At 74.7% G+C, this 13,783-nt stretch carries 10 protein-coding genes and 1 riboswitch; all 10 genes read right to left on the bottom strand.

Features of this window, described 5'->3' with window-relative positions; translation table 11 throughout:
• On the bottom strand, positions 1–732 hold the full coding sequence (gene cobI, locus ACH4OA_RS29440; RefSeq protein ID WP_397972152.1) for a precorrin-2 C(20)-methyltransferase: 732 nt from the start codon (positions 730–732) through the stop codon (positions 1–3).
• Positions 729–2,078 carry a cobyrinate a,c-diamide synthase gene (locus tag ACH4OA_RS29435; RefSeq protein WP_397972238.1) on the bottom strand — a complete coding sequence of 450 codons (1,350 nt, stop codon included), beginning with the start codon at positions 2,076–2,078 and terminating at the stop codon, positions 729–731. Before ACH4OA_RS29435 ends, cobI begins: the two co-directional genes overlap by 4 nt.
• A complete protein-coding gene (cobO, locus tag ACH4OA_RS29430) occupies positions 2,075–2,683 on the bottom strand; it encodes a cob(I)yrinic acid a,c-diamide adenosyltransferase (RefSeq protein ID WP_397941820.1) in 609 nt (202 codons plus the stop codon). Before cobO ends, ACH4OA_RS29435 begins: the two co-directional genes overlap by 4 nt.
• A complete protein-coding gene (locus ACH4OA_RS29425; RefSeq protein WP_397941822.1) occupies positions 2,683–4,686 on the bottom strand; it encodes a putative cobaltochelatase in 2,004 nt (667 codons plus the stop codon). Before ACH4OA_RS29425 ends, cobO begins: the two co-directional genes overlap by 1 nt.
• A complete protein-coding gene (cobN, locus tag ACH4OA_RS29420; protein ID WP_397972149.1) occupies positions 4,683–8,333 on the bottom strand; it encodes a cobaltochelatase subunit CobN in 3,651 nt (1,216 codons plus the stop codon). Before cobN ends, ACH4OA_RS29425 begins: the two co-directional genes overlap by 4 nt.
• Complete coding sequence (locus tag ACH4OA_RS29415; RefSeq protein ID WP_397941825.1) at positions 8,330–9,874, bottom strand: cobyric acid synthase; 1,545 nt, start codon at positions 9,872–9,874, stop codon at positions 8,330–8,332. Before ACH4OA_RS29415 ends, cobN begins: the two co-directional genes overlap by 4 nt.
• The gene (locus tag ACH4OA_RS29410) at positions 9,871–10,815 is read right to left on the bottom strand and encodes a cobalamin biosynthesis protein (protein WP_397972146.1); all 945 of its coding nucleotides are present in this window, start codon (positions 10,813–10,815) and stop codon (positions 9,871–9,873) included. Before ACH4OA_RS29410 ends, ACH4OA_RS29415 begins: the two co-directional genes overlap by 4 nt.
• A gap of 97 nt (positions 10,816–10,912) precedes the next feature.
• Positions 10,913–11,054, bottom strand: a riboswitch (cobalamin riboswitch).
• A gap of 190 nt (positions 11,055–11,244) precedes the next feature.
• Positions 11,245–11,472: a hypothetical protein gene (locus ACH4OA_RS29405; RefSeq protein ID WP_365882711.1), complete on the bottom strand. Its 228-nt coding sequence runs from the start codon at positions 11,470–11,472 to the stop codon at positions 11,245–11,247.
• 34 nt (positions 11,473–11,506) lie between these two features.
• Positions 11,507–12,829 (bottom strand): anion permease, encoded by a 1,323-nt coding sequence (locus tag ACH4OA_RS29400; RefSeq protein WP_397941831.1) that lies wholly within the window; start codon positions 12,827–12,829, stop codon positions 11,507–11,509.
• Between the two features lie 143 nt (positions 12,830–12,972).
• A complete protein-coding gene (locus ACH4OA_RS29395; RefSeq protein ID WP_365882720.1) occupies positions 12,973–13,644 on the bottom strand; it encodes a lysozyme in 672 nt (223 codons plus the stop codon).
• Positions 13,645–13,783 lie beyond the last annotated feature (139 nt).

Raw genomic sequence — 13,783 nt, 5'->3', positions numbered from 1 at the left:
TCACAGCTTCCCGCCCCGGCCGCCGTCCCGCCGCGGCGGCGCGATCAGCGTCGACAGGTACGGCAGCGGCGTCCCGTCCAGCTCGGCGGCCGGCCGCACCGACTCCTCCGGCAGCCCCAGCGCCGAACCCCACACGGCGCCCTGGAGCCGGCCGGTCTCGGCCAGCGCCTCGGCGACCTCGGCGGCCTGCCGCCCGAACTTGTACGCCACCACCGTGCCCGGCCCGGCCAGCGCCTCCTTCAGCACGGCGGACCCGGCCGTCACCGGCACCAGGGTCAGCGGCTCGGTGCCCTCGGTCAGCACGGCCCCGGACCGCGCCGCGAGGTCCTGCATCGCGGTGATCCCGGGCACGGTCTCCACGACGACACCGGGCACCAGCTCCACGATGGTCTGCGCCAGATAGGTGAACGTCGAGTACACGTTCGGATCGCCGATGGTGGCGAACGCGACGCTCCCGTGCCGGGCGAGCAGCTCGGCGACCCGGGCGCCGGCCGCGTCCCAGGCCGCCTCCCGGCGGGCCCGGTCGGTCCGCTCGTTCAGCGCGAACACCACCCGGACGATTCTCTCCCCGGGCACGTAGTGCGCCACGGTCGCCTCGGCCCGGCCGCGCTCCCCGGTGTCCAGCACGGGTACGACGACGACATCGGCGGCCCGCAGCGCGTTGACCCCCTTGACGGTCACCAGCTCCGGATCACCGGGACCGACCCCGACTCCGACCAGCCTGCTGCTCATGACGTCCGGCACCTCTCGACGAACCGACGGGCGACACCGGGCGCGGCCGCCCAGTGCGTGTGCAGATAACTCGCGTGCACGCCCTGCTGTACGAAACCCTCGACCCGCCGGGCCGGGGCCGTCACACCCCAGGCGGGAGCGGCACCGGCGCCCGGCTCGACCACCGTGCGGTGGAACTCGTGCCCGCGCGTGCGGGTGCCGGCCGCCGCCAGCGCGCTGTCGCCGACGGCCACCGCGTCCCGGTAGCCGAGCGTCAGCCGCCCCGTCATCCGCGCGGTGGCGTCCAGCACCCCGCACATCGGCCGGCCGTCCAGCTCCCGGCACAGGTACAGCAGCCCGGCGCACTCGGCGGCGACCGGCGCACCGGAGCGGGCCAGCCCGGCGACGGCCTCGCGCAGCGGCTCGTTGGCGGACAGCTCGGCGCCGTACACCTCGGGGAACCCCCCGCCGATGACCAGCCCGGCGGTGCCCTCGGGCAGGCGCTCGTCGCGCAGCGGGTCGAAGACGACCACGTCGGCACCGGCGGCGGTGAGCAGTTCGCCGTGCTCGGCGTAGGAGAAGGTGAAGGCGGGACCGCCGGCGACCGCGACGACCGGGCGCCGCCGCGCCGCGGTGCCGGGCGGTTCCCAGGCGGTGTCCGGCAGCGGACCCGCACTGGCCGCCAGCCGCGCCAGAGCGTCCAGGTCGCAGCCCTTCTCGACCTGCGCGGCCATCGCGGCGACCGCGTCCAGGGCCTCGGCCCGCCGCTCGGCGACCGGCACCAGTCCCAGGTGCCGGGACGGCGTGTCCACCTGGACCGCCCGCCGCAGCGCGCCCAGCACCGGCACCCCGGAGGAATCCAGCGCCTCCCGCAGCAGCTCCTCGTGCCGGTCGGACCCGACCTTGTTCAGGATCACCCCGCCGAGCCGCACCTCCGGGTCCCAGGAGGCGAACCCGTGCACCAGCGCCGCCACCGACCGCGACTGCGCGGAGGCGTCGACCACCAGCACCACCGGCGCCCGCAGCAGCTTGGCGACGTGCGCGGTGGACGCCAGCTCGCCGTGGCCGGCGGCCCCGTCGTAGAGCCCCATCACGCCCTCGACCACGGCCAGGTCGCAGCCCCGCGCCCCGTGCAGGAACAGCGGCGCGATGAGCTCCGGACCGCACAGGTAGGCGTCCAGGTTGCGCCCCGGCCGCCCGGTCGCGAGCGCGTGGTACCCGGGGTCGATGTAGTCCGGCCCGACCTTGTGCGGGGACACGGCGAGCCCCCGCGCGGCGAACGCGGCCATCAGCCCCGTGGCGACGGTGGTCTTGCCGCTGCCCGAGGAGGGCGCGGCGACGACCAGCCGGGGCACCGGCGACGTCACCACTCGATGCCCTTCTGGCCCTTCTGGCCCACGTCCATGGGGTGCTTGACCTTGGACATGTCGGTGACGAGATCGGCGAAGTCCACCAGTGACTGCGGCGCGTTGCGCCCGGTGATCACCACGTGCTGGGTGCCGGGCCGGTGCCGCAGCACCTCGACCACCTCGTCGGTGTCGATCCAGCCCCAGTGCAGCGGGTAGGCGAACTCGTCCAGCACGTACAGCCGGTACGTCTCGGCGGCCAGGTCCCGCTTGACCTGCTCCCAGCCCTCGCGGGCCTTCTCCTCGTTGCTCGCGTTGTCCCCCTGGAGGTCCCGCTGCACCCAGGACCAGCCCTCGCCCATCTTGTGCCAGGCGACGGTCCCGCCCTGCCCGGAGGCACCGAGCACCCGCAGCGCGTTCTCCTCGCCGACCTTCCACTTCGCCGACTTGACGAACTGGAACACCCCGATGGGCCACCCCTGGTTCCAGGCGCGCAGCGCGAGCCCGAACGCGGCGGTGGACTTGCCCTTGCCCACGCCCGTGTGCACCATCACCAGCGGACGGTTCCGCCGCTGGCGGGTCGTCAGTCCGTCCTGCGGTACGACACTCGGCTGTCCCTGCGGCATTACGCGGCCCTCCTGCCCTGTACGTCCTTCACCAGTCCGGCGATCGCGTCCGCCCGCAGCCCGTCCAGCGTCACCGCGGTGGCGCCCAGCTCACCCGCGAGCTGCCCGGCGAGCCCCAGCCGCACCGGCCCCGACTCGCAGTCCACGACCACCGAGGCGACCTGCTCGGCCGCGAACAGCCGCGCCGCGCGCCCGGCGAGCGCCACCGGTTCGGGGCCGCCCGTGGCCCGTCCGTCGGTCACGACGACCACCAGCGGCCGCCGCGCCGGATCGCGCAGCCGCTCCACGCGCAGCACCTCGTGCGCCTTCAGCAGCCCGGCGGCGAGCGGCGTACGGCCCCCGGTCGGCAGTGACTCCAGCCGCGCGGCGGCGGCCTCCACCGACGACGTCGGCGGCAGCGCCACCTCGGCCGCCGACCCCCGGAACGTCACCAGGCCCACCTTGTCCCGCCGCTGGTAGGCGTCCAGCAGCAGCGACAGCACCGCGCCCTTAACGGCGCTCATCCGCTGCCGCGCGGCCATCGACCCGGAGGCGTCCACCACGAACAGCACGAGGTTGCCCTCCCGGCCCTCCCGGGCCGCCTGCCGCAGATCGTCCCGGCGGATCACCAGCCCCGGCCCGGACCGCCCGCGCGCCCGCTGGTGCGGCGCGGCGGCCTGCACCGTCGCCGCCAGGTGCAGCCTGGTCAGCGCACCCCGGGGCCGCCGGGCCCCGGTGGTCCGCCCGTGTTCGGTGCGCGCCCGCGACCGCCGCCCGGCAACGCCCTCGCCGATCCCGGGCACGCTCAGCGCCCGGGTCCGGAACGGCTCGGCGGCCCGGACGGGCGACTGCTCGGTCCCGCCGGACGCCTGCGGCTGCCCGTCCTCGCCGGCCTCGGGCCGCGCGGCGGCGCCCCCGTCGCCCTGCGGACCGCCGTCGGGCGCCGGCTGCCCGCCGTCACCGGGTCCGTCGGGCCCGGAACCGGGGTCGGGGTCGGGGTCGTCGTCGCCCTCGCCGGCGTACTGCTCCAGCGTCTCGTCCAGCTTGTCCTCGTCCAGGCCCGGCGCGTCGAACGGGTTGCGGCGCCGCCGGTGCGGCAGCGCCAGCAGCGCCGCCTGCCGCACGTCCTCCGCGAGCACCTCGGTGCGCCCGGCCCACGCGGCCAGCGCGGTGGCGGTCCGCGCCATCACGATGTCGGCGCGCATGCCGTCCACCTCGAACGCGGCGCAGGTCGCCGCGATCTGCCGCAGCGCGGCGTCGCCGAGCCGCACCTGCGGCAGCAGCTTCCGCGCCGCCGCGATCCGCTGCCGTACGGCGGCCTCCTCGGCGGCCCAGCGCGCGGCGAACGCGTCCGGATCGTCGTCGTACGCCAGCCGGCGCCGGACGACCTCCACGCGCTGGTCGGGCTCCCGGGAGGCGGCGACCTCCACGGTCAGCCCGAACCGGTCCAGCAACTGCGGCCGCAGCTCGCCCTCTTCGGGGTTCATGGTCCCGACGAGCAGGAAACGGGCCGCGTGCCGCACCGACACGCCCTCGCGTTCGACGTACGAGGCGCCCATCGCCGCCGCGTCCAGCAGCAGGTCCACCAGGTGGTCGTGGAGGAGGTTGACCTCGTCGACGTACAGGATGCCGCGGTGCGCCTGCGCCAGGAGGCCCGGCTCGAACGCCTTCACGCCCTCCGCGAGCGCCCGCTCGATGTCCAGGGCGCCGACCAGCCGGTCCTCGGAGGCGCCGACGGGCAGCTCGACCATCCGCGCGGGACGTCCGGTGCCGCCGCCGGCGGGGTGCGGGCCGTCCGGGCACTCCGGGTCGACAGCGGCCGGGTCGCAGGAGAACCGGCAGCCCGGTACCACGGCGACCTCGGGCAGCAGCGCCGTCAGCGCCCGCACCGCCGTCGACTTGGCGGTGCCCTTCTCGCCGCGCACCAGCACACCGCCGACCGCCGGTGACACGGCGTTCAGCAGCAGCGCGAGCCGCAGATCGTCCTGGCCCACTACGGCCGTGAACGGAAACGGGGTGGTCACTGGTCGCCCTCCAAGTCGCCTTCCAGCTCCAGGTAGGTGGCGCGCAGCCGCTCCAGCGTCTCCGCGTCCGGCTCCGCCCACAGCCCGCGGTCCGCCGCCTCCAGCAGCCGCTCGGTGATGCCGCGCAGCGCCCACGGGTTGGACTGCCGCATGAAGTCCCGGTTCTCCGGGTCGAAGACGTACTCCGCGCTCAGCTTCTCGTACATCCAGTCGTCCACGACCCCGGCCGTCGCGTCGTACCCGAACAGGTAGTCCACGGTCGCCGCCATCTCGAAGGCGCCCTTGTAGCCGTGCCGGCGCATGGCCGCCATCCAGCGCGGGTTGACCACCCGGGCCCGGAACACGCGGTGCGTCTCCTCGCCCAGCGTGCGGGTCCTGATCTGGTCGGGCACGGCCGAGTCGCCCACGTACGCCTCGGGGCTGGCGCCCGTCAGGTGCCGCACCATGGCGACCATGCCGCCGTGGTACTGGAAGTAGTCGTCGGCGTCGACGAGGTCGTGCTCACGGGTGTCGACGTTCTTCGCCGCCACCGCGATCCGCCGGAACGCCGTCTCCATGTCCCCGCGCGCCGCCCGCCCGTCGAGCCCGCGCCCGTACGCGTAGCCGCCCCACACCGCGTACACCTCGGCGAGGTCGGCGTCGGAGCGCCAGTTGCGGGCGTCGATCAGCGGCAGCAGGCCCGCGCCGTACGCGCCCGGCTTGGAGCCGAAGATCCGGGCCGTGGCGCGGCGCCGGTCACCGTGACCGGCGGTGTCCTCCTCCACGTGCGCCCGCACGTAGTTGGCGTCGGCCGGCTCGTCCAGCTCCGCCACCGTCCGTACCGCGTCGTCGATCAGCCCGACCACGTGCGGGAACGCGTCCCGGAAGAACCCGGAGATGCGGACCGTGACGTCGATGCGCGGGCGCCCCAGCTCCGCCGGCTCGATCACCTCGAAGCCGGTCACCCGGCGCGAGGCGTCGTCCCACACCGGGCGGCAGCCCAGCAGCGCCAGGATCTCCGCGATGTCGTCGCCCTGGGTGCGCATCGCGGAGGTGCCCCACACCGTCAGGCCGACCGACTTCGGGTACGCCCCGGTGTCGCTCAGGTACCGCTGCACCAGCGAGTCCGCCAGCGCCTGCCCGACCTCCCAGCTCAGCCGGGACGGGATCGCCTTGGGGTCGACCGAGTAGAAGTTGCGGCCGGTCGGCAGGACGTTGACCAGGCCGCGCGTCGGCGACCCGGACGGGCCCGCCGGGACGTACCCGCCGTCCAGGGCCCGCAGGATGTGCCCGATCTCGTCGGATGTGCGGGCCAGCCGCGGTACGACCTCGTCGCACGCGAACTCCAGCACGGCGACCGCGGCGGGCACGTCGTCGCCGAGCACGCCCCGCAGGACGGCCGGCACGACCGCGCGGTCCCAGGCCCGCGCCTCCATGCCCTCCGCGATCCGCCGGCACAGCTGCTCCAGCAGGTCGATCGCGTCGGCGCCGGTCCGGGCCGGACCGGCCACCAGGTCCGTGAGCTCGGCCGGCACCTTCACCGGGGCGCCCGGCTCGGCCAGCAACTCCTTCTCGTCCAGCCCGAACCGGGCCGCGAGCGAGGCCCGCAGTCCGGGCACCGCGCCCGCCCGGCCGCCCCACACCTGGGAGGCGCGCAGCACGGCCAGCACCAGGTTCACCCGCGGCTCGCCGACCGGCCCGCCGCCGAGGATGTGCAGGCCGTCCCGGATCTGCACGTCCTTGATCTCGCACAGATAGCCGTCGATGTGCATGACGAACTCGTCGAAGGCGTCCTCGTCCGGCTGCTCGTCCACGTGCAGGTCGTGGTGGAGCTCGGCGGCCTTCACCAGCGTCCAGATCTGGGCGCGGACGGCCGGCGCCTTCGCCGGGTCCAGGTCGGAGACGAGCGCGTACTCGTCCAGGAGCTGTTCCAGCTTGGCCAGGTCGCCGTAGGTGTCCGCGCGCGCCATCGGCGGCACCAGATGGTCGACCACGGTGGCGTGCCCGCGCCGCTTGGCCTGGGTGCCCTCGCCGGGGTCGTTGACGATGAACGGGTAGATCAGCGGCAGTTCGCCGAGGACCGCGTCCGGGGCGCACCCGCGCGACAGCCCGAGGCCCTTGCCGGGCAGCCACTCCATCGTGCCGTGCTTGCCCATGTGCACGATCGCGTCCGCGCCGAAGCTGTTCTCCAGCCAGCGGTAGGCGGCCAGGTAGTGGTGCGAGGGCGGCATGTCCGGGTCGTGGTAGATCGCGATCGGGTTCTCGCCGAAACCGCGCGGCGGCTGGATCATCACCACGACGTTGCCGAACCGCAGGGACGCCAGCACGATGTCGTCGCCGTCCACGTACAGGCTGCCCGGCGGCTCGCCCCACGCCTCGGTCATCGCCTCGCGCAGGGCCGGGTCCAGCGTCGCGAACCACTCCCGGTAGTCGGCCAGCGGCACCCGCGCGGGCGCCGCCGCCAACTGCTCCTCGGTCAGCCACTCGACGTCGTGCCCGCCGGCCGCGATGAGCCGGTGGATCAGCTCGTCGCCGTTGTCGGGGTAGCCCTCCGCCCCGTACCCGGCGTCCCGCAGCGCGTCCAGCACCCGGACCGCCGACGCGGGCGTGTCCAGACCGACCGCGTTGCCGACCCGGGAATGCTTCGTCGGGTACGCCGTGAACACCAGCGCGATCTTCTTCTCGGCGTTCGGCTTGTGCCGCAGCCGCGCGTGCCGCACGGCGATCCCGGCCACCCGGGCGGCCCGCTCGGGGTCGGCGGTGTACACCGGGACCTCGTCGGGGCCCTGCTCCTTGAAGGAGAACGGCACGGTGATCAGCCGGCCGTCGAACTCCGGGATCGCCACCTGCATCGCCGCGTCCATGGGGGACAGGGCCGCGTCGGACTCCTCCCACGCCGCCCGCGAGGTGGTGAGGCACAGCCCCTGTAGCACGGGGACGTCCAGGTCGGCGAGCGCCCCGATGTCCCAGGACTCCTCGTCACCGCCGGCCGACGCCTGCGAGGCGTGCGTGCCGCCGGCCGCGAGCACGGTGGCCACCAGCGCGTCGGCCCGCCCCAGCAGCTCGTACAGCGCGGGGTCCGCGCCGCGCAGCGAACCGCAGTACACCGGCAGGGCGTTGGCGCCGTGCGCCTCGACCGCCGCGCACAGGGTGTCCACGAAGGCGGTGTTGCCGCTCAGTTCGTGCGCCCGGTAGAACAGCACGCCCACGGTCGGCCGGCCGTCTCGCACCTCGTACGCGCCGTGCACGCCGAACTCCGGCATGCGGCGCGGCTCCTCGAAGCCCTCGCCGGTCAGCAGCACGGTGTCCGACAGGAACCGGGACAGCTCCAGCAGGTTCTCGGGGCCGCCCTCGACCAGGTACTTCAGCGCCTCGGCGACCACACCGGCCGGCACGGAGGACTCGGCCATCAGCTCGGCGTCCGGCACGGCCTCGCCGCCCAGCAGCACGGTCGGCAGACCGGACGCCTTCAGCGCGGCCAGCCCGTCCTCCCAGGCCCGCTTGCCGCCCAGCAGCCGTACGACGGCGAGGTCCGCGCCCGCGATCAGGCCCGGCAGCTCCTCGGCGACGTCGACCCGGGTCGGGTTGCCGATACGGTAACCGGCGCCGGAGGCCCGGGCCGCCAGCAGATCCGTGTCGGCGGTCGACAACAACAACACTGTGCTCATGCGGGCGCTCCCGGTGGAATGAAAGGCAGTCCTTGCGGCGCGCCCGACTCGATGAGCCGCCACAGCGCGTCCGTGTCCGCGTGCTGTTCGATCAGGTCGCCGAGCCGATCGAGCTGCTCCTCGCGCAGCGCGGCGAAGGAGGTGTCCGGCGCGGGCACGAAGCGGCGGCCCGCGGCGGCGGCCACCTCGCGCAGGAACGCCCGCCGGAAACCGTCCGACTCCAGCGAGCCGTGCCAGTGGGTGCCCCAGGTCTGGCCGACCCGGCAGCCGTCCAGGAAGGGTTCGCCGCCGGTGACCGTGGCCACGCCGTGGTGGATCTCGTAGCCGTCGACCCGCTCGCCGAGGGCCGTCCCGCTCGGCCGGGTGAGGGTCTTCTCGCGGGCGAAGCGCACCCGGACGGGCAGCACGCCGAGACCGGGCACGGCGCCGGCCCGCGACTCCACCTCGTCCTCGATGTGCTCGCCGAGGATCTGGAAGCCGCCGCACACCCCGAGGACCGGGCGCCCCTCGGCCGCCCGGCGGACCAGGGCGTCGGCCAGGCCGCGTTCGCGCAGCCACGCCAGGGCCCGCACGGTGCCGCGGGTGCCCGGGACCACCACCAGGTCGGCGTCCGCCAGCTCCTCCGGGCGGTCCACGAACCGCACCACGACACCCGGTTCGGCGGCCAGCGCGTCCACGTCGGTGAAGTTGGACATCAGCGGGATCGCGCACACCGCGACCCGCAGGACGTCCGCGCCGACCGGGGGAGTCACCGCGGACTCGCGGACCGTGCCGCGCAGCGAGCCCCTCCCCCCCGCTCGGCTGCGCTCGCGCGGGGGGACCCCCATCCCGTCCTCCTCGTCGATGCCGAGCCCGTGCCGGAACGGCAGCACGCCGTACGTCCGCCGCCCGGTGAGGCCGCGCAGCATCTCCAGGCCCGGTTCCAGCAGGGAGACGTCACCGCGGAACTTGTTCACCAGGAACCCGGCGACCAGTTCCTGGTCCTCGGGCGAGAGCAGGGCGACCGTGCCGAAGAACGAGGCGAAGACGCCGCCGCGGTCGATGTCGCCGACGACGAGCACCGGCAGCCGCGCGCCCCGCGCGATACCCATGTTGACGATGTCGGTCCGCCGCAGGTTGATCTCGGCCGGACTGCCCGCGCCCTCGCAGATCACCGCGTCATACGTGCCCCGCAACTCGGCCAGGCAGTCCAGCACCGTGCCCAGCAGCCGCTGCCGGCGCCCGCCGTGGTAGCCGCGCGCGCTCAGCTCGCCCACCGGCTTGCCGAGCAGCACGACCTGGCTGCTCTGCTCGCCGCCGGGCTTGAGCAGCACCGGGTTCATCAGCGCGGTCGGCTCGATCCGGCACGCCTGGGCCTGCATGGCCTGCGCCCGGCCGATCTCCGCGCCCTGGCGCGTCACGAACGAGTTCAGGGACATGTTCTGCGCCTTGAACGGCGCCACCTTCACGCCCTGGCGCACCAGCCAGCGGCAGATACCGGCCGTCACGACGCTCTTGCCGGCGTCGGAGGTGGTACCGGCCACGAGGAGACCACCGTTCACTTCCCACGTCCCTTCAGGAGTGCGCGCGCGGCGGCCGTGGCGCCCAGGGCGAGCAGGCCGACGCGGCGGGAGAGCCGTACGGCCCGGTCGATGTCGGCGACCCGGACCGGCCGTCCGGCACCGCCGTTGAGCACGGGCCGGTGCTCGACCCGGCCGCCGTAGGACAGCGTGCCGCCCAGCCGGACACCGAGGGCGCCGGCGAAGGAGGCCTCCACGGGACCGGCGTTGGGGCTGGGGTGCCGGCGCGCGTCGGCCCGCCAGGCGCGCAGGGCGCCCCGCGGGTCGGGTCCGGCCACGGCGGCGAGCACGGCGGTCAGCCGGGCCCCGGGCCAGCCGGCGACGTCGTCGAGGCGGGCGGAGGCCCAGCCGTAGCGCCGGTGGCGGGGCGACTTGTGGCCCACCATCGCGTCCAGGGTGTTGACCGCGCGGAACCCGAGCAGCCCCGGGACCCCGGCCACCGCTCCCCACACCAGCGCGCCGACCACGGCGTCGGAGGTGTTCTCGGCGACCGACTCGACCACGGCCCGGGCGATGCCGTCGGCGTCCAGCGCCTGCGGGTCCCGGCCGCACAGGTGGGGCAGCCGGGCGCGGGCGGCCTCGAGGTCGCCCGCCTGCAGGGCGCGGCCGACGGCACGGGCCTCCCGGGCGAGCGAGGTGCCGCCCACCACGGCCCAGGTGGCGGCGGCGGTCAGCGCGACGGAGGCGGCGGGACAGGGGCGTACGGCACGGACGGCCAGCGCGCCCAGAGCGACGGCGCCACCGGCGCACACGACGGTGTGCACGGCGCCCCAGCCGCGGTGGTCGTGCCACAAGGCGCCTTCCACGGCCGTGGCCGCCCGGCCGAACGCGGCGACCGGATGCCCGCGGCGCGGATCGCCGAGGAGCAGATCACCGAGGAGGCCGGCGGCGGCACCGTACGCATATGTGCGATCGGCACCCATCGGCTCAGCCGGCCGTGGGCGCGGGAGCGGTCCTGGTACGGGTCCTCGGGCAGCCGAGCATGGCGATTCATGTCCTCACTCAGGGTGTCCACGCCCTGGTTCGACGAATCGGCGGTGAGAGTTCCTGGCTCCCGGGGGTTCTTCCCCGGTGACAGTGGCGGGACCGCGCCGGATTCGCACCGGCTTCCTCTCCTGCCGCCGTAGATGGCCTGGGCAGTCCACCACGCGCCCGGAACGGCCGTCAACTCGCCTTTGACCTGGGATGCCCGACTGTGCTGAGGCCCACATCGCCGGGGTGCCGGACGGCTGCGGGCACCCTGCCGCACGGGCCCCGCGAGCACACGTACGCCCCGCCGGTTCAGCGGGGCGTACGGGAGGAACGGGGCGAACGGGGGCGCTGGGAGCGGACCGGGGGCCGGGGACCGGCGGTCAGCCCTTGGCCATGATCAGGTGGATGCCGTAGGCCACCGCCGCCGCGCAGGCCGCGAAGCAGACGTAGGCGCCGGTGACGGCGAAGGCGGCGGAACCGCCCTGGGCCGCGGCCCGCTCGCGGCGGGACAGGCCGTTGATGCCGAGGGTGAACAGCGCCACCACGCCCACCGTGAACGCGACGCTGACGCCGAAGACGGAGCCGAGGGCCGCCCAGTCGATTGTCATGGGGATGCTTCCTTCAGTAACCGGGTGCTCGGGGTCAGACCGTGGCGGCCGGCGGGACGGCCGGGGCCGGCTCGGCTGCCGGGGCGGGGATCGTGGCCGCCAGACCCGTGGCCGCCAGACCGGCGGGCGTCAGGTCCGTGGTGACCCTGGCCGTCAGGCTCCCGGCGGCCTGGGCCGGCACGTGGGCGGTGACCGTGCCGGCGGGCGGCGGGGTCACCGCGGCGATGGCGGTGGTGACCACACCGGCCGGCTCCTCGGTCCCGGCGACCACGTTGGTGTGGTCGACGACCTCGCGGCGGGAGATCTTCCAGATCGCGGCGCTCGCGGCGACCAGGAAGACGGCGACGGCGGCGGTGCCCCCGTCACCCAGGCCGGTGACGGCCTCGGCGCCCGCGCCGACCAGCGCGGCGGCCGGCAGGGTGAGCACCCAGGCGACGGCCATGCGGGTCGCGGTGGACCAGCGGACCACACCGCCCTTGCGGCCGAGCCCCGCGCCCATCACCGAGCCGGAGACGACATGGGTGGTGGAGAGGGAGAAACCGAGGTGGGAGGAGGCCAGGATGGCGGTCGCGGCGCTGGTCTGCGCGGCGAAGCCCTGGCGCGGCTCCAGGTCGGTCAGACCGGTGCCCATGGTGCGGATGATCCGCCAGCCGCCGATGTAGGTGCCGAGCGCGATGGCCATACCCGCGGAGAGGATCACCCAGGTGGGAGGGTTGGAACCGGGGCTGATGGCGCCGCCCGCGATCAGGGCGAGGGTGATGATGCCCATCGTCTTCTGGGCGTCGTTGGTGCCGTGGGCGAGGGAGACCAGGCCGGCGGAGGCGATCTGGCCGGCGCGGTAGCCCTTGCGGGTGGCCTGGTCGTCGGCGCCGCCGCCGATGCCGTAGGAGAGGCGGGTGGCCAGCAGCGAGGCGAGGCCCGCCACGACCGGCGCGGCGACGGCCGGCAGCAGCACCTTGGTGACCAGCACCTCGCCGTGGACGGCGCCGAAGCCGGCGGAGGCGACGGTGGCGCCCACCAGGCCGCCCATCAGGGCGTGCGAGGAGCTGGAGGGCAGGCCCACCAGCCAGGTCAGCAGGTTCCAGAGGATCGCGCCCACCAGGGCGGCGAAGATGACCTCGGGACGGATGCCGCTCTCGTCGACGAGACCCTTGGAGATCGTGTTCGCGACCTCCACGGAGAGGAAGGCGCCCACAAGATTGAGGCCGGCGGACATGGCCACCGCGATCTTGGGCTTCAGGGCGCCTGTGCTGATGGTGGTGGCCATCGCGTTGGCGGTGTCGTGGAAACCGTTCGTGAAATCGAACGCGAGAGCGGTTACCACCACAATCGCGAGGATCAGCGAGAAGCTTTCCATTTACCCAGGCAATCGTTCGAGGTCGTTGGCTGGTCGAACGTAGGCAAGCTGGGTGAACGGAAGATGAACTGGGACGGGCGCATGCGTGTCCGAAACGCATGCCCCGGGTTCCGCTTCGTGCCGTCGGGCCGGGCGCCCCTTGGCTACCGGTCCCGGGCGAAGATCCGCAGCCGGTCCAGGGTCCCGTTGAAGAGATTCTGGTCACCCGGCAGCGTGCCCGCCGCGCCGTACTGCCAGAACGTCCAGTACTGCCAGCCGCCGGGCAGCGTGCCCGGCCGCGAGGTGCCGTGCCGGGCGATCCACAGCGGGTGGTTCTTGGAGAAGGCGCGGCTGTTGCCGGTGCACAGCTTCCACCACTGCGTCGTCGTGTAGATCACCGGGCGCCGGCCCGTCCGCCGCCTGACCTCGTCGCTGAACGCGCGGATCCAGCGGACCATCTGTGCCTTGCCCAGTCCGTAGCACCGGCGCGTCGCGCTGTACGGGTTGTACTCGATGTCGAGCGCCGGCGGCAGCGTCCAGCCGTCCGCCCGCCAGCCGCCGCCGTGCTCCACGAAGTACGCCGCCTGCCGGGTGCCCGAGGACCGGTCCGGCAGGGCGAAGTGGTACGCGCCCCGCAGCAGCCCGGCGTCACGGGCGCCGGTGTACTGCCCGGAGAAGTAGGGATTGCGGTAGGTCGTGGACTCGGTCGCCTTGACGTAGACGAACCGCGCGCCCTTGGAGCGGGCGGCCGGCCAGTTCACGCGCTTCTGGTGCGAGGAGACGTCATGGCCCTTGGGTCCCTTCGGCAGCTTGGCCGCCGGGGACTGCGCCCGCAGCGACCCGGTCCGCTCCGCGGGCCCGGCCGGCCCCGGGAACCCGGCCGCCGGCCGGGCGCCCGCCGCCACCGTGGCCCCGGCGGTCACCCCGGCCGCGGGGGCCGCCGCCTTGGCTGTCACTCTCGCCTCGGGAGTCGGA

This window comes from Streptomyces sp. NPDC017095 (assembly GCF_044332325.1).
Taxonomy (GTDB): Bacteria; Actinomycetota; Actinomycetes; order Streptomycetales; family Streptomycetaceae; genus Streptomyces.
The sequence above is the reverse complement of the archived record's forward strand: the minus strand, read 5'-3'. Positions and strand labels throughout refer to the sequence as shown.